An 18,999-nucleotide genomic window follows, 5' to 3' on the forward strand; every position below is an offset into this window, starting at 1 on the left:
GGAAGACTCATGACACAGATTACGGTGCCGGAAGTCGGAGAATCCGTCACAGAAGCCACAGTGGGCGAATGGTTAAAAAAACCGGGGGACATCATCAAAGCCGGTGATGCCGTCGTAGAACTTGAAACGGATAAAGTCAATCTAGAAATCACCGCTAATGAAGATGGTGTGCTCGCCGAAATTCTCAAACCCAGCGGTGATACCGTAGTTGTGGGCGACATCTTGGCTACGGTCGCCCCCGCAGGAAGCCAGCCTGCTGCACCAGCCCCGAAACCTGAGCCGACCCCAGAGGCTCCCGTAGCGTCCGCCCCAGCTCCTGCCTCTACCCCAGTCCGCGCCACGCCCGACGTGCGGCGCCTGGCCGATGAAAAGGGCATCGACATCAACGAGGTACCTACCAGTGGCAATAAGGGACGAGTCACCCATAGTGACGTCGAATCTTACGTTCAAGCCCAAACAATGCGGACAGCCCCCACGCCCGCTACGGAAAAGCCGTTTGTGGCGCCGACTCCGTCGACGGACACGGAATTAGTCGAAGACCGGCGCACCGAGCGCATCAAAATGTCACGGCGCCGCATCACGATTGCCAATCGATTAGTCAGTGCGCAACATACAGCGGCCATGCTGACGACGTTCAACGAAGTTGACATGAGCCGGATTTTGGATATTCGCCAAAGGCATCGCGATGCCTTTGAAAAGCGACATGGCATACGCCTTGGCTTCATGTCCTTTTTCACCAAAGCCTCCATCGGCGCGCTGAAGGCCTTTCCGCGTTTGAACGCGGAAATTGATGGCGAGGACATGCTTATCAAGCATTATTACGATATCGGCGTGGCCGTATCAACGGACAATGGGCTCGTGGTCCCCGTGGTCCGCAATGCTGATGAGCTCAACTTCGCCGCGCTAGAAAAAGAAATCGCCGCACTAGCCACGAAAGCTCGTGAAAACAAATTATCCATCGCCGACCTGCAAGGGGGAACGTTTACCATTACCAACGGCGGAACGTTTGGTTCGTTGTTGTCGACTCCCATTCTGAACGCACCCCAAGTCGCTATCCTCGGTATGCATAAAATTGAAGAGCGGCCGGTCGTCGTCAACAAAGAAATCGTCATTCGCCCCATGATGTACCTCGCCTTGTCCTATGACCACCGTATTGTAGATGGCAGCGAGGCCGTACGCTTCTTAGCCTTAATTAAGGAATTACTCGAGGATCCAGAGTCTTTGTTGCTTGAAGGTTAAATAATCCTTCATTACGAGGCCATCTATCCAGCCCGTGCCATGATTGGCACGGGCTTTTGTATCACTGCCGCATTTATTTGATTACGTCAACTATTTTGGAAGAAAGACAGCAATCGACACAATAGACGCCGCGTTTAGCGTATGATGTCGTGGGAAGATTCATGCCACCTATGTCCATGGAAGGAGATCGGAAAGATCTTGTCGTCGAACCCAGCACCGGTCCAGCACACGCCCTTACCCCGTTCTGTCGTCCGGCTCATTATTGCACAAACTTTTTCGATTTTTGGAGACGATTTTACTGAAGTCGCCATAGCGATTTTTGCTCTCGACGTCTCTCGTCATAATCCGGCGGCCCTTGGTCTGGTGTTATCCATGGTCTTTTGGCCAGGCGTTATCTGGAGCGGCGTCGTAGCCGGGTTTATCGACCGTTTGAACAAAAGGATGGTACTCATCGCTGGGGATCTTCTGCGGGCTATTTTAGTCTTGAGCATCCCTCTCATTCATTCTCTGTCATGGGCTACGGTCGCGATGTTTCTCATGTATTCGCTAGCCACGTTCTATCGTCCGGTCATCCGATCCGTGCAACCGTCCCTCGCCGGGAATCCTGACACCAACGACCGTGCCAATGCCCAAATGGAATTGTGGTCATCGACGGCTCAAGTTGTCTCATACATTGCCGCGGGATTTCTCATTTTAAAATTTGGCGTCACGTTTGGATTTGGAGTCGATGCGCTGACCTTTATGATTTCCGCCGTGGCGATTTACTCCATTCAGACCAGCCCCTCGTTTTGGGCTCCCACGACAAAAAATCAGCGTGGGACCTTTCTCCGGAGTATTGTTGAGGCCATCCAATATTACCGCAGTGCACCCACTTTGATGATTTTAACCGCCATCTCTATTGTCGCCATGATGGCGTTAGGCGGCGCAAATGTGCTCACAGCGCCTGCCATGCGATCCTTATGGCATCAGCCGACCGCCCATTACTCGTGGGCACTTGTCGCTATTGCGTTCGGCGCTATGCTCGGAAGCCGAGGCCTTCAGCGTTGGCTCCGCCCCGAGAATTACCGGCGCCTGATGCTTATCGGTTTTGCGGGAATGGCCCTGACCATGTTCGCCGTCTCTCATGTTCACGAGATTATCCTCGCCTTGTCGATTCTCTTTGTGAGTGGATTGTTGAATGTCTTTTTCAACGGTTCCATTATCACCTGGATTCAGCGCACCACACCTGAGGCCATGCGGCCGCGCGTCTTGACCCTACGGGGTCTCATTTTAGGCGTGGGAGGTGGCATCGGCGCCTTTGGCGCCGGACTAATTGCCAAAACCTTTGGGTTAGTTCCCGCCTTTACGGTCATAGGAGTTCTACTTCTTCTAGGAGTCATAGGCGCTTTACGGTTAAAATCCATTCCCCAGTAAAGGCGCCTGAGTCGTCTGGTTTCAATGCACAATACGTATAAAAGGGCCCGGCCGTTGGCCGGGCCCTTTTACGTCATATGTCAATGACTGCCCTTTGCAGATTATGCCGGTTCGGTCGTGTAATCCGCTTCTTTGGTTTCATCGCGGCCATTTGACACATGCATGGCATTGAAAATCAGTGTCAACACGAATGTGAGTACGATATTGACAATGATAGCCCAGATACCCGCATAGCCCAAGATAACGGAATGGCCAAGATGCAACGGATATAAGGAGGTTTTAAAGGATTCGGCTGCCGCCATGCCTGTGCCCACGACCATACCCGCCAGCCATCCCAGGAATAGCGCCCAGCGATGGAACCAACGCGTATACAATCCAAACATAATCGCTGGCACCGTCTGCAAAATCCAAATGCCTCCAAGAGTCTGAAAGTAAATCGCATACTGCAAGGGAATTACGACAATAAAGAACAACGCCCCAATAATCACGATTAGGCCCACAATCTTCGCAACTTGCGCTTCGCGGTTAGGCCCATTGGCAGCCGCAAAGTATTCCCGGTAAATATTACGGGTAAACAAGTTCGCAGCTGCAATCGCCATGATAGCGGCAGGGACTAGGGCTCCAATCGCAATCGCGCCAAATGCAAAGCCTGCAAACCATGTCGGGAGCGTCTTTAAGAACAACAACGGCACGACCAAACTCGTATCCGTCGTATGAATTCCCGCAGCAATGGCCATATACCCCAAAAGGGCAATGAACGTCAGCGCCAAGGAATAAAGTGGCAATAACGCGGCGTTACGCTGAATGGTACGACCGCTTTTGGCCCCTAATGTGCCTGTCACGGCGTGCGGGTAAAGCAACAGGGCAAAGGCCGAACCCAAAGCCAAGGTCGCAAACGCACTAAATAACTTCGGCGACAAAATCACGCTGCCTTTAGGTGGTAACGCTTGCGCCGCCACGTGGAAAATATGCCCATAACCCCCGAGTTGCATGGGAATGGCAATACAAGCGACAATGACCGTCACGTAAATCAGCAAGTCTTTAAGAATAGCGGTCAATGCTGGAGCCCGCAATCCACTGGTATATGTGTACGCCGCCAAAATAAGAAATGCCACAATCAACGGGAGGTCCTTCATGATGCCGTGCCCGGATAGGCCCATCGCCGCCAAAACAGCTTGAATACCGGTTAACTGCAGCGCAATGTATGGCATCGTGGCTAAAATCCCTGTAATCGCCACCGCCAACGCTAAGAGCGAACTATCAAAGCGTCCGCGTACAAAATCAGCCGCCGTCACGTAGTCGCGCTGTTTTGAAACACGCCACAAACGCGGCATGATAATGTACATAATCGGAAACACCACAATCGTGTAAGGCACAGCAAAAAAACCAAACGCTCCTGCTCCATACACTAAAGCTGGAACAGCAATAAAGGTATACGCCGTGTATAAATCTCCACCCAGTAAAAACCACGTCACGAACGTCCCAAAGCGACGTCCCGCTAATCCCCACTCTTCAATGAGGTCCAAGTCGCCACGGTGCCAGCGGCCCGCATAAAAGCCTAGGACGGTCACTAAAATGAACAAGATAAGAAAAACAATAAATGCCGACCAGTACATGGGACGCTCCTTTCTCTTATGTCTGTGCTATCGATTGTCAATGAAATAGACGATTCCGCTTAACAGCGAAACCAAGAAGATCCAAAGGATAAGATACCAATACATAAAAGGAAACCCCGCCAGTGTTGGCCGATAGGACGCAAAAAATGGCGGCCACAAGGTCGCAATAAACGGAATGACAAACAGCCAATACCACCCGGTTTTCGGACGTACTTGCATACCCTCACCCCCTTTCCTTTTATAACGGTGAGAGAATTGTGCCACTAAAGAGAATAAGCGTCAATGTGTGGAATTGCGACAACCGCAATTTTTTACTAAGGACAAGTTTTAGGCATATACTACAACACGTGAACCAACCAAAACGCCCCCATTCCCGCCACAATACTTAGGGCTAAGGAGCGAAATCTCCATGCGAAAATCACCGTCATCGCCATAGCAATCGGCACAGCCCCCATCAACGACCTCATGGGAAACGCCCATAATGCCGATAACAAAAGCGCCATCACCACCGCTGGAGCAAAAGCTCTGACAAATGCGTCTAACGACCGCAATACGGGAGATTGTTGGGCATGCGCACGAATCGCCCATAGCCACGGCACCACGCGCTCTGCCCATGTTCCCAAAGCCGCCAAGGTTACCACAACGGCCAATGTCATGATTCTTCTCCCTGCTTCCTCTCCCAAGAACCGTAGACGGTCACCACACTAGCCGCACTGCCCGCCGCTAAGGGAACAGCCAGACTGCCCATTTGACTTATGCGCATTCCCCCATAGAAAACACTTGTCAAAACGACGACGGCAATGGCCATACGGTCCCATTGACCAGGCAACGGTGTAATCCAATGCCATAAAATAGCAATAAATAAGGCGGGCAACACAAATGCCAAAGCCTCAGAAGCGGACGGAACCTGACGCAGTATCACTGTCCCAAACAACACGCCCGCCATCGTGCCTGTCAACCATGCACCATACGCCATCGCGGTGACTTGCCCATAATGCGCCAATGATGCCTGCTTATAACGCACCAAAGCGGCGAATACCTCATCGGTCAATCCCCATCCTGTCAACAGCGGAAAAATCTTACGCGCTAACGATTGCCTCATGGTCAATGCCGGACCATAGACCGCGTGGCGCATATTGATAAGCCAGACCGTCCCCACATCAAGCCATAGCGGGGCATGCCCTGCCCATAACCCTGCCAAAGCAAATTGACTCGTTCCTGCGTAAATGAATGCCGACATCGCCAGAATTCCCCACGTGGGTATACCAAAGTGACGAGCCGCCATGCCAAACGCCATGGACGCGGGCAGATACCCTAAAACAATGGCAAGCCCTTCCGGAAGGGCTTGCGATGTGCTTGGCCTTCGATCCAAAGTCTTCAATTAAGCACCTCCCCTGCGCGCAAACACCACAACATAAGATCCCGCTCCCCATTCTGTGTGGCTTATCATACCCTCAACGAGTCGATGCCGAATTAACTGAAATCCCGCATGCGATGCCATTTCTATAAGACGCGGCCCGTCAAGCCGCTTGGGTGTTGTAACCCACTGCTTCATAAACGTGCGAGATGTCAGCACATCGTTCCAACGCCAGGCCTGGACAAAGGCCTCTAACGCCTGCCGCATTAGATCATTATCGACAACTTTCTCCTTATCCCATTGACTGAGGCGCCTTGACGCGGCGTAAAGCACGGATTCGCGAACATAGCCGCGTCGTCCTTGGTAAGGATTAAGAACTGTCACGCGCACAATAAGGCGACCTTTGGGCGCCAACGCCTCTGCCAATACGTGAAAGGCGGCCTCTGTTGGCTCAAAATCCCTCACAAGAATCCACGGTACGTCTCGCACAGTATTCAAATCCGGATCCTGAACCGTGTTGACCCGCAGCCCAGGGCCCAAAATTTCTTGAGTTTCTTCTTCTAATATCGACTCTTTTTGATTGTCCACCCATCGTCCTAAAGGCAGCACATAGTAATGCAGCAGACCGTCTTCATGAGTCGACACCACAAATGTCTGACACCGCTCATTGCTCCGGTTATCGGCCCTTATCGCATCAAGTAGGTCCCCCTCGATATCCCCCTCATAGACGTCAGGAGCATTGTGACATCGGTGTCGCGCTTGTTCCCATTGCAGCCCCAAAGGCGACGCGGGATAGAACACAAACACGACTAAGGCACAGTCCTCGTACAGTGGACGATAAAAGTGCGGAACGTCTGCAGCAAACGATGTGCTTTGCCCTCGCTCTAACAGAAATCGGAAGTCTTCCGAACCCACTTCAGCTCGTCCGCTAAGCACCACCACCGTTTCTCGCACCCCTCGCGGATGCGGCGCAGCATCCCGCGCAATTCCCGATCGCATATCCATGTGGTAGACTTCCGTCAACGGCGGACCGTAAACGGCCAGCAAGGTCGTAATGGTCCCTTCTTCAACGACCGCTCTTATCCCCTTGACCGGCTCATCCTCAATTAACGCACTAAATGGCACTCCAAGGGCGTTCGCTAATGCCCACAAGGTTTCTAACGTGGGATTCGCTAATCGACGTTCTAACTGCGAAACCGTCGCTTTGGCCACTCCCGCTCGTTTGGCTAATTCCGCACTGCTCCATTGCCGCGCGTGTCGCAACCTTTCGAGATTGTTTGCCACACTATCTAAAAAATTTTTTGTCTCCATGCGTTCATTATATCATCCTTGGATTAATTTATTAATCGCTAGTCGATTTCTTTTGCTTATCTCGCTATAGTTATCGCCGACTATTTGCGTTCGTTGCCCTTTACGCGAATGAGAGCAGCGCCAAAAAGCTGACCAGCCCTAACAAAAAATTTACGTCGTTGCGGTCGCGAACCGCAGCTTTTACTTGCGTTCTCACGTTAAATGGTATTTACTGGTATTGTTGGGACAAAATGTAAGGAGGATATGATGGATACCTTAACGATTGCAGAAATTGCTTCTCGGCTAGATCTCCCAGAAAGCACCGTTCGCTATTACCGAGACCGATTTAGTGCGTACGTTCCGGTTGTCGGCAAGGGACGGGGACGGCGTTATCCCGACGAGGCGGTAGAGGTTTTCCGGACGATTGCGGATGGCCTGCGCAACGGACAAACCGCCACCATGGTTGACGAAACACTCTCGCGTCTTTTTCCTCGCAATGTCAGCACCGACACCGAATTGGCACAGCAGTCTCCCTCGGCGGCCCCTCAACAGGTGGCACAAGCGATGGTCCAAGTACTCTATCAACAGTCAGAAGAAATCCAAGCCATGCGGCTGTCCTTAGAGCAGATTAAGGCAGAGCTTGATCAACATCACGCACAAGATGTCCAAGCGCTAACCGAAGCCTTTGAGTCACTCAAGTCACACTTGGATACGCAAGACACGAAAAATATGCGACTCGCGCGGGAGCGCGATCAATTCATCATGTCGCAAATGCGGGATATGATGAAATCAAGACCAGAGCAACCTAAGTCATGGTGGCAAAAATGGTGGAATAAAACCCCGCCGCAAGCCTCTGTCAATAGTTAGTAGGGAGAAACGCCCGGGAAACAAGACCGGGCGTTTCTATGTGGGACCACACATTGACGTGTCACTACACTTTAGCATTATGACATCTTTCACCCTGGGCGCATCCCTTCTCATCTCGACGAGTGGGTCGCTTCGGGAACAAAAAACCCCGCCAAAGCCGCTCCGGCCATCTGGGCCATCGTATCGCCCATAATCATCATCCCCTGATGACTGTGCATCGGATGCAACCACGTAACGGTAATAGCCATGCTTAACAAAGCCCCCATGACTCCCCCAGCTGTCGCACCACTCATGGAGGCCATAGCATCAAGATGTTTCGTTAAAGCAGCCCAAAACCCCAACACAGCACCTGTTGCGCCCATCAATATCACAAACAGCACCATCAAATTGGAGGTAACTTGAGACAGTGCGACTGTCGTCATGACCGCGGTTCCAAACGAGACATAAAGACTTGTTAGGCGCACATTCTTCGACATGTCACAGTTCTCCCCGTTTGCTCCAATACCTGGACTTTTAGTATTCTTACGTACGGATCTTCATGGCTATGCGGAATTGACCCCACAGACTCTATTCTCTATAATTAGGTTGCCTAACAAAATAGTTGTCGGAGGCCAGCAATGCCCATCAGTGATAATCCAATCAGCCAACAACTGTTCGAAGCGTTCATGCGGGTCCGTAAGCTCAACTGGTTAAATTGGCACGGGACTGGTCCACGTCCCAGTGATGCCCGCGCCTTATTTTGCATTAAGAAAGATAGTCCAGGCGACGGCTCTGGGATACCGGTCAGCGCTATCAGTACCCAACTCCGTGTAAGCACCCCAACCGTCACTCAACTCATCAACGAAATGGAGGAACGCGGTCTGGTCGAACGCCACATCGATCAAGAAGACCGGCGGGTAAGTCGCGTTCGTCTGACATCCCATGGCGAAGAGGCTTATATTCAGGCGCGCCAAGCCGTATCCGACGCGTTTGACGGACTGATTGATTATCTTGGTCCCGAACAAAGCACCACCTTGGCGCACTTATTAGGCCAGGTGCTGGCGTATTATCACGAACACCAAAGCTTGCCCACAGGAGGAGCTCACTGATGCGTCGCATCCTTCGTTTTCTCCGTCCGTATCGTCAGTCGGTCATCTGGATACTCGTATTGCTATTTTTGCAATCGTTAACGACCTTATACCTGCCGGAATTAATGTCCAAAATTGTGGATAACGGCGTGGTCAAAGGCAACATCCCCTACATCATCCATGTCGGCGAGTTCATGATGGCCGTGACGGTGTTTAGCGTGGTGTGCTCCGTCGCAGCCGGCCTGTTATCTTCCAAAGCCTCCGCAGGCTTCGGAAAAATTGTGCGCCGCAAAGTCTTTGCTCATGTCGAAACCTTTATGCTGAAAGAGTTTGACACATTGGGCACATCGTCTCTCATCGTTCGCACCACGAATGATATTATGCAAGTTCAGCAATTCGTCAACATGCTCTTGCGCATGATGGTCATGGCCCCATTAATGGCCCTAGGCGGCATCATCATGGCCATTTACACCGATGCGCGTCTGTCCCTAATCTTGTTGGTCATCATGCCCGTGTTAGGTCTTGCCATTTATGCCGTCCTTGGCCGGAGTGTTGGACTCTTTCGTGCCATGCAGGGGAAAGTTGACCAATTAAACCGCGTCTTGCGAGAACACCTGACAGGCGTACGCGTCATCCGCTCATTCCAACGAGTCCGCTACGAGGTCCATCGCTTTAACGAGGCGAATATCGAACTAACCGATATTTCCATCCATGTCTATCAGATCATGGCCGCTTTGATGCCACTGCTCATGCTGATTATCAACTTTTCGACTTTGGCGATTATCTGGTTTGGAGGCAAACTGATTAACGATAACGCCATGCAGGTCGGAAGTTTGATGGCGTTTATCCAATACGTTACACAGATAATGTTCTCGGTCATGATGGTCTCCGCCATGTTCTTCATGGTGCCTCGGGCCCAGGCATCTGCACGGCGAATAAACGAAGTCTTAGATATCGAACCCACGGTTCTCGATCCGGCCGTCCCCACATTGCCTACACAGTCCACGGGCGAAGTGGTGTTTGAGGATGTCAGTTTTCAATATCCTGGGGCCGAATCTATGGTGCTTTCCCATATTTCATTTACGCTTCATCCCGGACAGATTACCGCGGTGATTGGCGGAACGGGCGCAGGCAAAACGACCCTTATCAACTTAATTCCCCGGTTTGACGATGTCACCCACGGACGCGTGCTGGTCGATGGCATCGATGTTCGGGATATGGATCAGCATGTCCTACGCCAAAAAATTGGCTTTGTGCCGCAAAAAGCCGTGTTGTTTTCTGGGACGATTGCCGACAACATTCGCTATGGCGACGAAGACGCATCCGATTGGGCTGTAGAACATGCAGCTGACGTTGCCCAGGCCACAGAATTTATTGCGGAAATGCCCCAAGGGTTTGACACCATCATTTCTCAGGGCGGCGCTGATTTGTCGGGCGGGCAAAAACAACGTTTGTCCATTGCCCGGGCTCTGGTCCGCAAACCAGAAATTTATATCTTTGACGATAGCTTCTCGGCCTTAGATTTTAAAACCGATGCAAAGCTGCGACGGGCCTTGCAAAATGAGCTTGATACCTCAACAGTCCTGATTGTCGCTCAGCGGGTCAGCACCGTCATCGACGCGGACCAAATTATTGTACTCGACGAAGGCCAACTGGTTGGCATTGGAACGCACCGCGAACTCATGGCTACATGCCCTATCTACCAAGACATTGTCCGTTCGCAACATGCTGAGGAGGTCATTGCATGAGCACTGAAGACAAACACCACCCATCCTCCCCTGCGGGGCGCGGACCCGGAATGTTTGGTGGCGGCCCTCAAGGTATGGCCATGATTGTGCAAAAACCCAAGAACTTTAAGAGCACCTTGATGCGCTTGCTGGTCTATTTCCGCCCCTATTGGTTGCGGTTACTCCTTGTTTTGATTGCGACGATTTTGGGGACCGTATTCTCCATTATCAGCCCTAAAATTATGGGAGATGCGACGACTGATCTGTTTGACGGCATCCGCCGCAAATTGCTGGGCATGCCAGGAGGCGGCGTCAACTTTCAGCAAATTGGCCATCTCGTCTGGATTCTCGGAGGACTGTATTTATTCAGCTCACTGTTTAACTATTTTCAACAATACGTGATGGCAGGTGTGGCTCAACGGGCGGTCTATGACTTGCGTAAGCAAGTCAACGAAAAGTTGACCAAATTGCCCATTAGTTATTTCGACAAGCATCCCCACGGGGAAATCATGAGCCGGTTTGTGAACGACTTCGACAACATCAGCAGCACCCTGCAGCAAAGCCTGACGCAGTTAATTCAGGCGGTCATCACTTTTCTTGGGGTGATTGTTATGATGTTGACGATCAGTCCCCTTATGACCTTAACGGTTGTCATTACTCTGCCGCTTAGCATTTATGTCACGAGAACCATTGCCGTAAGGTCCCAAGCATACTTTTTAAGTCGTCAGCGCCGACTCGGTGAGCTCAATGGCCACATTGAAGAGATGTACACCGGACACCTCATCGTCAAGGCTTACGGCCATGAAGACAAAGCGTTAGCCAAATTTGACGAAATCAATGAACGCTTATATGACGCGTCATGGAAAGCCCAGTTCATCACCGGCATTATCATGCCGCTCATGAACTTTATTGGCAATATTGGTTACGTGCTTGTCAGCGTCATTGGGGGCATTCTTGTCATTCGCCGTCGTATTCAGATTGGCGATATCCTGGCGTTCATTCAATATGCGCGCCAATTTACGCAGCCCATTACCCAACTCTCCAGTATCTCCAACGTAATCCAATCGACTATCGCCTCCTCTGAACGCGTGTTTGAAATTCTGGATGAACCTGAACAAGTAGACGATGTTCAGGATACGGAGGTCCTTACGCACCCCCGGGGGCACATTCAATTTGAGCATGTGAGTTTCCGCTATCAACCTGACACCCCATTGATTGAGGATATGAACCTCGAGGTGCGCCCTGGCGAAACGGTGGCCATTGTTGGCCCGACTGGGGCTGGTAAGACCACACTGGTCAATCTGATGATGCGCTTCTATGAACTGACCAGCGGCCGCATTCTCATCGACGGCATCGATATCACACAGATATCACGTGATCAGTTGCATCACTTATTTGGCATGGTCTTGCAAGACACGTGGCTATTCAACGGCACAATTCGCGACAACATTGGTTACGGACGCGAAGGGGCTACGGATGCTGAGATTGTCGAAGCTGCCAAAGCTGCGCAGGCCGACCACTTTATTCGCACGCTCCCCGAAGGGTATGATACGGTGCTTAACGAGGAAGCCTCTAATATTTCACAAGGCCAAAAGCAACTGTTGACGATCGCTCGCGCCATTTTAGCCGATCCAGCCATTCTCATTTTGGACGAAGCGACTAGCAGTGTCGACACGCGGACCGAAATCCTGATTCAACAGGCCATGGATCACCTGATGCAAGGACGGACCAGTTTTGTTATCGCACACCGTCTCTCCACAATCCAAGACGCAGACGTGATCGTAGTGATGAATCATGGCAAAGTCGTGGAACAAGGCACGCACGAGCAGTTGTTGGCCTTAAAGGGATTTTATGCAGAACTCTATAACAGCCAATTCAAACCAAGCAGTTCGGTTGCCGTTTAACACCAATTCCATCGCCACGTTCTGTATCTCAAGAATGTGGCGATGCTTTTGAGGATAGCGGCAGTCAGCATCCCTGTTCTCTTATAGGTACGGTTTACCGTGGAAGATTCGTACAAGACATGCTTAAAGCGCAGGTTCCCACTGGGTCTGTGTTTCAAGGGGGTCAGAAGAGCCATGACGAATGTACGCGTTGTTATTGGGGCGGCAACCGCCCATCCGCTTAATGGCATGTTATCCATTCCTGACCCGACAAATGGGCGATATCCAGCGGTTGTATTGGTTCACGGCTCTGGTCCGAGCAATATGGATGAGAAAGTCGGAAACAATTATCCGTTTCGAGACCTCGCAGAAGGTTTGTCGGCAAAAGGCATTGCGGTCTTACGTTATGACAAAAGAACCTTCGTATACGGAAAACAAATGAAAGCTGACGTTAATATCTCCGTGCGGGAAGAAACCATCGAAGATGCCATCTTGGCGGCTCAATTACTGCGCAACGATACACGGATCGATCCACACAAGGTGTTTATCATTGGTCACAGTTTAGGCGGAATGTTAGCTCCTCGAATCGACGCAGAAGGCGGGCAATTCGCGGGGATCATCATCATGGCCGGTTCGCCACGCAAACTTGAAGAAATCCTGATGGATCAAAATAATGAGGTTCTGCACTCGCTTAATCGTTTCTTGAAAGGGATCGCAAACAAACAGATTGCCGCATTGTCTGCTAAGTTTGGAAAAATCTATAGCCTCAGCGACGACGAGGCGAAATTGATGAAGTTGTTCGGAAAATATACAAGGGCCTTTTACTTTAAAGAAATGGGAGAACATCCATCCTCTGACTACCTTAAAGCATTAGACAAACCTGTGCTGATTTTGCAAGGTAACAAAGATTTTCATCTATCCATTGAAAAGGACTTCGGGGGTTATCAAACACTACTATGCGATAAACCCAATGTCACATTCAAGCTCTACCCAAACCTAAATCATCTGTTCATGCCGACTATTTGTGGAGAGATTCGCAAAGCAAAAAAGGAGTACCGCATTGCACAACATGTCGATGAACAAGTCATACAGGACATTGCAAACTGGATTCATACTGTTTGCCATGACAAGACAACCTTATGGAACCCCTAATGATCAGGCATTTCAAAGGGACAAAGTCGGCTCTACCAATAAAGGAGGACGGCTCCGAAAATATAGAGCAATGAGCCTATTGGTATGACTACCTCTCCTTTAGCTTCCAAGGAACTCGACGCCCTGCTGCATGTGCACAATCCGTAATTCCCTAAATTTAGGAACGCCGCCCCATGGTCGCCAAACCGCTTTCCACTTCACGGGCTCTCCGCAGACGTTCTAGGGCATCCCGTTTAGCCTGAGCAGCTGATTCCTGATTTATGGGTATAAGGTTCTGATGCATAAACTCCTTTGGGCTCGATTGATATCATCGTACTGATTGCGCTCCCCTAACACTGTCGCGCCGAATAGCGGTTGTCCTTTACCTCAAACTGCGATACCATTCTGACATACACTCATCCCGAGGAGATGCTATGGGCCGCTGGTCACTCACATGGGAGCGCATACGCCGGACAGGATTATCTCATTGGCGGTTATTGACAATGCAAGTCCGATGGCGCCAGCGCAATCCCCACAATCTCACATTACCGGTCAATGTCTTTCCGATCGATCGGGTTACCGTTGGACATCATACCTATGGTCCACTGCAAATTCATACGTGGGGCGATCCATCCGAACACCTGACTATTGGCCACTATGTCTCCATTGCTCGTGGAGTGCAGTTTGTGCTGGGTGGTAATCATGATTACCACCGGCTATCCACATATCCGATGGAAACCATGGTGCTTCATCAAAGGCCCTTCGAAGCCTTAACGAAGGGCCCCATTGAAGTGGCCGATGATGTTTGGCTGGGGATGGACGCCATGATCCTCTCCGGGGTCTCCATTGGTCAAGGGGCTGTCGTCGCCGCGCGCAGCGTCGTCACCCACAGTATTCCTCCCTATGCTATTGTCGCCGGCAATCCCGCTCGAATTCTGCGGTACCGATTCCCTGATCACGTTATCGCGACGCTTTTGAGCATTGACTACAGCCAGTTGGATGAGGCCACGGTCCGCGATTACGCAGCTCTTTTTACCACCGCCGTCACGGACGATCTGATTTCAATGCTAGAGCACTTGCCGCGAAAAACACTGCCGTCCCGCTAACGCCGTATCCTAGCTTCCGGAATTCCATAAGAGCTTGTACCCGAATAATCATCACGCAAGTGGCCTCGCCATCCCGTCCTACCAGATACGGACAATACCCTAGGTTAACGACGCTATTCTTTTGTCTAGTAGATTTTCCACCGAAAGGCTTCTATATCGTTAAAAAGCACGACATACCTTCCCCACAAGAAATAATCACCTCAATCCGAAACGTTGAAGGTATCGCGGTCACCTGTCCATGGCTGTTCGGATATTATAAGAGCATCCAGTTCGCCTTAAGGTCTTGTCATTACATGGGGAGGACTACTATTTCATGCATACACGAGCTCAACACATCACCCAAGCACTAGCGTGGGAAATCGCCGCAATCCTATGGATGGTGGTTGAGGCCATCTTATCTCTCGAGGCAGGTTATAGAGCCCATTCGCTGGCGCTCACGGGTTTTGGAGCGGATAGTCTGATTGAACTCGTATCGGCCAGTCTCCTCGTCTGGCGATTACGGATCGAAGCCCGTGGCGCTGACGACTCTGCTGTGGACCATGCGGAAGCCAAAACCGCGCGATGGACCGTTGGGCTCTTAGGGCTGCTCTTGCTCTATTTAATCGGCGGGGCTCTCTGGGCGCTGGTCACGTCAAGCACTGTACGTCCAAGTCCTTTGGGAATTATCGTGATGATCATTTCTGGCCTCCTCATGGTGCTATTTGCCCGCCAAAAACTGAAATTAGGGATCGCGTTAAAGAGCACCGCACTAAAGGCGGATGCCACAGAAAGTTGGACCTGTGCGTATATGGCGTGGGCGGGATTAGGTGGTACACTGGGAGTATGGGCCTTAAGGTGGACATGGATGGATCCTGTGTCCGCTCTCGCCATCGCCTATTGGGTGGCCCGAGACGCCTGGAATGCCTTCGAAGAAGTGCGGGAAACGGCGGACTCAGCACGCCAATAGAGCCGAGATGTTCCCTACCCAATTTCGCCCGTTTTGGCAACAATCCTCCCTATCGATAACATGGTCGCCATCAAGGAAGTAGATTCTCGATGCTCACCGTCTATGGGGCCTATGGGGCGACGATCGTCACGCTTATGATGGTTTTTTACGCCTTGGAGACGCGTTTCCATTAGGATTCGCTATCTCGTGTTGGGGATCGGCACGTTATGGGTTTTTGGCCGGAACATGGCCCTTTAATAATCCGAGCGCGATGGCATGGCGGTTGAAAGCGGGTCAGTGAAAAGCCGCCACTGCATAGGTGCCGCCGGTCCACGCAATAATTACTTGGTCGCCGACAGGAATGAAAGGCTGCGATTCGCACCGTCTCGCAACAAGTCGATCTAGAGCAGGTTATTAGGGGCGAAGAAGAGCCTTGCGCACCCGTTCGGTCAAGAGCAGGTCTCTAATCACCATCGCCACATGCATTGGGCGCGTGCGATGGGTGAGGCCCCGGATGCGGTCTTTGAACTTCTCCACGGCGTCCGATTCCGGGGTCAAGAGCAGACGCCCCTCCGAGCCGGGGACCTATCAGAAGAACGTGAAGTCCAGAAAATCAAACGGTGTTTGGTGGGCATCTACAATGCGGGTAGCCCACCCAAAGATCTAACATCTGTAAAGTTTGTCCAAATGGGCCAAATTATCTGAACCTCGTTGCATAGATTCTCACTCTGCGGTTGCCGAGGATATGATAGGAGCCGTTTGCAATGGCCGTACGGTGAAGAGAGGGATAAAAATTTGTGCCAGCGGGCCGATTGCAAGCGCGTAGAGGAGCGTCCCCCAGCCAACATTTCCTCCTAGTTCCCAACCTACGGCTAACACCGTGACCTCGATCACTGTCCGGACACGCCGAAGTGATAGCCCGCGGTTCGCCAGCCCCACCATAAGCCCGTCTCGCGGACCGGGTCCCAAACCAGCACCAATGTAACAGCCTGTAGCCACACCGTTAATCGCTACGCCGAGGAGGAGTACACCGATACGCGGAAAGAGGCCACTCGGCGGTGTGACGTGGGAAAGGACGAGATCCATTACTCCCCCAATCACGACCACATTTAGGACCGTCCCCAGGCCGGGCCGCTGTCTCAACGGAATCCACAGTAACAACACGGCCATTCCAACAAGGATCGACCAAGTCCCGATGGCGATTCCCGTGTGCAAAGAAAGCCCTTGCTGAAAGACGTCCCACGGATCAATGCCCAAGTGCGCTAGAACCAGGAATGAATCGCTTGCGCCATAGAGCAGAAGTCCGATCAGCAGTTGTGCCACGCGGCGTCGAAGTCGATCTCGTGATGCTGGAGGCACCAATAACACAATGATTGGCGCCAAAATTCGTGCCATAGTAGCCTCCTACTTCATGTTTTGTTTTTTGCTGCCTTGTGCAATCTTTCAAGGAGGTTCGCTTCGCCCCCCCTGTCGAACCTTTCCTGTACCATCACCAGGTTGGTGGACTCTGCCATGTCTTACAGGTCTAGTCGCTCATTACAGGATTCTCGTTAAAGACTGACATCGGGTCGGTGCAGGCAGATGCTATTATAGGAACAATAGGCATCATAAACACCAGCCAATTTAATGCCAATTTACCGGCCATTTTTCGGAAGGATGTGCGTCATGAGTAATCAACCGCGAACAGTACGGGAACTGGTGGAATGGCTTGTGAGCAGCATTCATGAAGGAGTCTGGCTGCCAGCAACGCGGTTGCCGCCGGAACGGAATCTTGCGGAGCAACTTGGGCTTAACCGTAGTACCGTAGCCACCGCTTATCTAGAACTCCAGGCAAGGGGTCTGGTAGAACGCCGACAAGGCAGCGGTACCTATGTGCGTGGCGATCTTTGGGGCATCACACCAGATTGGCCTCGTTATATGGAGCGAGCCGCATTCCGGCCTCTGGCCCCGCTCGCTCGCCAAATTGAAGAGTCCCGTCAGCGAGCTGGTGGATGGGATTTCTCGGAGGGGGATATCGGGTCGGATTTTTGGCCAGTGTCCACCTTGCAACGCCTCTTGGCGGACGTGGAACTGAAGAAGGTGCTTGGCTACGAGAAGCAACTCGGGCTCCCATCTCTCCGTGAGGCAGTAGGCCTTGAAATGAAGCGTCATCTGGATATCGACCTAGATCCCGAATCCGTGCTGATTACCGCTGGTGCCCAGCAGGCACTCTATCTTCTAGCCAGGGGTCTATTGCATCCCGGCGATACGATCGCTATTGAAAAGCCTTCTTTTTATTATTCGCAGGCACTTTTTCAATCGTCCGGGGAGCGCCTCTTACCCATCCCTATGGATGGCGACGGAATTATGCCGGACGCACTGGCGCATATCATCCGCAACCATCGGCCGTCCATGGTCTGGCTGAATCCCACCTATCACAATCCTACCGCATCCACATTAAGTTTGGCGCGACGTCAAGCTGTTATCGCACTTTGCAGCACCTGGAATCTACCCATTGTTGAGGACGATGCCTTCGCACATCTGCGGGTGGCAGGCACTCCTCAAGCACCGCCTCCCCTGTTTCGTTTGGCCGAGCAGGCATCCGTCTTGTACGTAGGCAGCCTTTCAAAGATTGTGGCGCCGGGGATGCGCATCGGTTGGATCGCTGGGCCCAGGGCCATCATTACCTGTCTTGGCGAGATTCGAAGACAAATTGATGCGGGGACCCCCAGTCTCGTCCAAGCCCTTGCTGCGGGACCCCTGACAAGCCCCGCTTGGCCCAGTCACGTCGAAGCCGTGTCACACGCCTTGAGAAATCGTCGGGACGCTTTCCATCGGGCTCTTTCAGGTTTCGCTGACTTGCGAGCGGAATGGACACCGCCCGAGGGAGGGCTCCATTTCTGGCTGAACGTTGGCGGCTCGGTGCCCGACCACGTACGGATTAAATGGGCTGTGGATGTCGGTGTGACTTACGCCCCAGGCCGGCTATATGGTGCTGACGACGGCTTTGTGCGACTCAATTATGCACGGCTATCACCCGGACAGGCGGCGGTGGGTCTCGCTCGGCTCAAAGACGCCATCAACGGGGATCTGGTCCTGTAAGGAGACCGCTGGTCAGTGGGCTGGAGCTGGGCCGGACCGATGGCAGACGATTATTCCGTCCGATTTTACCTTATTGAGCACGCAAAAAGCTGACCAGCATCAACCGGCCCACGCCAGGATCCTGCTCGGGAACTCCTGCCCGTTAAACGCGTGTGTATCCGCCTTCGGCGCGGTCATTCGCGGGAATGGCTGACGTTGTTGTACACCGAGATCAGTCTACCCGACGACGAAGTCCGCCATAGAGTCAGAGTCAGCGTGCTCCTCGATGAGAATGGCTAAGGATTCCGGCCATTTGAC

At 51.9% G+C, this 18,999-nt stretch carries 18 protein-coding genes; 10 read left to right on the top strand and 8 right to left on the bottom strand.

Annotated elements, in window-relative coordinates:
- Positions 1 to 9: 9 nt before the first annotated feature.
- Both odhB and CO251_RS02175 read left to right on the top strand, forming a co-directional pair.
- Entirely contained in the window at positions 10 to 1,239 is a 1,230-nt protein-coding gene (odhB, locus tag CO251_RS02170) for a 2-oxoglutarate dehydrogenase complex dihydrolipoyllysine-residue succinyltransferase (protein WP_103374166.1), read from the top strand.
- 198 nt (positions 1,240 to 1,437) lie between these two features.
- A complete protein-coding gene (locus CO251_RS02175) occupies positions 1,438 to 2,652 on the top strand; it encodes an MFS transporter (protein WP_158246130.1) in 1,215 nt (404 codons plus the stop codon).
- A 101-nt stretch (positions 2,653 to 2,753) separates the two neighbouring features.
- On the opposite strand, the gene mctP is transcribed toward CO251_RS02175, so the two are convergent.
- From mctP to CO251_RS02200, 5 genes are all read right to left on the bottom strand, one after another.
- Entirely contained in the window at positions 2,754 to 4,268 is a 1,515-nt protein-coding gene (gene mctP, locus CO251_RS02180; RefSeq protein WP_103374168.1) for a monocarboxylate uptake permease MctP, read from the bottom strand.
- A 27-nt stretch (positions 4,269 to 4,295) separates the two neighbouring features.
- Positions 4,296 to 4,487, bottom strand: coding sequence for a DUF3311 domain-containing protein (locus tag CO251_RS02185; RefSeq protein ID WP_103374169.1), 192 nt, complete (start codon positions 4,485 to 4,487; stop codon positions 4,296 to 4,298).
- Positions 4,488 to 4,606: 119 nt separating this feature from the next.
- Complete coding sequence (locus tag CO251_RS02190; RefSeq protein ID WP_103374170.1) at positions 4,607 to 4,924, bottom strand: AzlD domain-containing protein; 318 nt, start codon at positions 4,922 to 4,924, stop codon at positions 4,607 to 4,609.
- Positions 4,921 to 5,649: an AzlC family ABC transporter permease gene (locus tag CO251_RS02195; RefSeq protein WP_103374171.1), complete on the bottom strand. Its 729-nt coding sequence runs from the start codon at positions 5,647 to 5,649 to the stop codon at positions 4,921 to 4,923. The genes CO251_RS02190 and CO251_RS02195 overlap by 4 nt, the downstream gene beginning before the upstream one ends.
- Positions 5,650 to 6,936 carry a helix-turn-helix domain-containing protein gene (locus tag CO251_RS02200; RefSeq protein ID WP_103374172.1) on the bottom strand — a complete coding sequence of 429 codons (1,287 nt, stop codon included), beginning with the start codon at positions 6,934 to 6,936 and terminating at the stop codon, positions 5,650 to 5,652.
- 243 nt (positions 6,937 to 7,179) lie between these two features.
- Here CO251_RS02200 and CO251_RS02205 point away from each other — a divergent pair, with 243 nt between their 5' ends.
- On the top strand, positions 7,180 to 7,782 hold the full coding sequence (locus CO251_RS02205) for a MerR family transcriptional regulator (RefSeq protein WP_158246131.1): 603 nt from the start codon (positions 7,180 to 7,182) through the stop codon (positions 7,780 to 7,782).
- A gap of 110 nt (positions 7,783 to 7,892) precedes the next feature.
- Here the strand turns inward: CO251_RS02205 and CO251_RS02210 are convergent, their stop codons facing one another.
- Positions 7,893 to 8,258 (bottom strand): hypothetical protein, encoded by a 366-nt coding sequence (locus CO251_RS02210; protein WP_103374174.1) that lies wholly within the window; start codon positions 8,256 to 8,258, stop codon positions 7,893 to 7,895.
- A gap of 141 nt (positions 8,259 to 8,399) precedes the next feature.
- Here CO251_RS02210 and CO251_RS02215 point away from each other — a divergent pair, with 141 nt between their 5' ends.
- From CO251_RS02215 to CO251_RS02240, 6 genes are all read left to right on the top strand, one after another.
- Entirely contained in the window at positions 8,400 to 8,870 is a 471-nt protein-coding gene (locus tag CO251_RS02215) for a MarR family winged helix-turn-helix transcriptional regulator (RefSeq protein WP_103374175.1), read from the top strand.
- The gene (locus tag CO251_RS02220; protein ID WP_103374176.1) at positions 8,870 to 10,597 is read left to right on the top strand and encodes an ABC transporter ATP-binding protein; all 1,728 of its coding nucleotides are present in this window, start codon (positions 8,870 to 8,872) and stop codon (positions 10,595 to 10,597) included. Before CO251_RS02215 ends, CO251_RS02220 begins: the two co-directional genes overlap by 1 nt.
- Positions 10,594 to 12,480 carry an ABC transporter ATP-binding protein gene (locus tag CO251_RS02225; protein WP_103374177.1) on the top strand — a complete coding sequence of 629 codons (1,887 nt, stop codon included), beginning with the start codon at positions 10,594 to 10,596 and terminating at the stop codon, positions 12,478 to 12,480. Before CO251_RS02220 ends, CO251_RS02225 begins: the two co-directional genes overlap by 4 nt.
- A 174-nt stretch (positions 12,481 to 12,654) precedes the next feature.
- Complete coding sequence (locus CO251_RS02230) at positions 12,655 to 13,611, top strand: S9 family peptidase (protein WP_103374178.1); 957 nt, start codon at positions 12,655 to 12,657, stop codon at positions 13,609 to 13,611.
- Between the two features lie 413 nt (positions 13,612 to 14,024).
- A complete protein-coding gene (locus CO251_RS02235; protein WP_103374179.1) occupies positions 14,025 to 14,696 on the top strand; it encodes a CatB-related O-acetyltransferase in 672 nt (223 codons plus the stop codon).
- A gap of 313 nt (positions 14,697 to 15,009) precedes the next feature.
- Positions 15,010 to 15,642: a cation transporter gene (locus CO251_RS02240; protein WP_103374180.1), complete on the top strand. Its 633-nt coding sequence runs from the start codon at positions 15,010 to 15,012 to the stop codon at positions 15,640 to 15,642.
- Positions 15,643 to 16,035: 393 nt separating this feature from the next.
- Here CO251_RS02240 and CO251_RS17335 read toward each other — a convergent pair whose 3' ends face one another.
- Positions 16,036 to 16,179 carry a hypothetical protein gene (locus CO251_RS17335; RefSeq protein ID WP_158246132.1) on the bottom strand — a complete coding sequence of 48 codons (144 nt, stop codon included), beginning with the start codon at positions 16,177 to 16,179 and terminating at the stop codon, positions 16,036 to 16,038.
- A 165-nt stretch (positions 16,180 to 16,344) separates the two neighbouring features.
- Entirely contained in the window at positions 16,345 to 17,016 is a 672-nt protein-coding gene (locus CO251_RS02255) for a YitT family protein (RefSeq protein ID WP_207654602.1), read from the bottom strand.
- Positions 17,017 to 17,286: 270 nt separating this feature from the next.
- On the opposite strand from CO251_RS02255, the gene CO251_RS02260 reads away from it, so the two are divergent.
- The gene (locus CO251_RS02260; protein ID WP_158246133.1) at positions 17,287 to 18,702 is read left to right on the top strand and encodes a PLP-dependent aminotransferase family protein; all 1,416 of its coding nucleotides are present in this window, start codon (positions 17,287 to 17,289) and stop codon (positions 18,700 to 18,702) included.
- The last annotated feature ends 297 nt before the right edge of the window (positions 18,703 to 18,999 follow it).

The sequence above is a fragment of the Sulfobacillus sp. hq2 genome, from assembly GCF_002903155.1.
GTDB lineage: Bacteria > Bacillota > Sulfobacillia > Sulfobacillales > Sulfobacillaceae > Sulfobacillus > Sulfobacillus thermotolerans.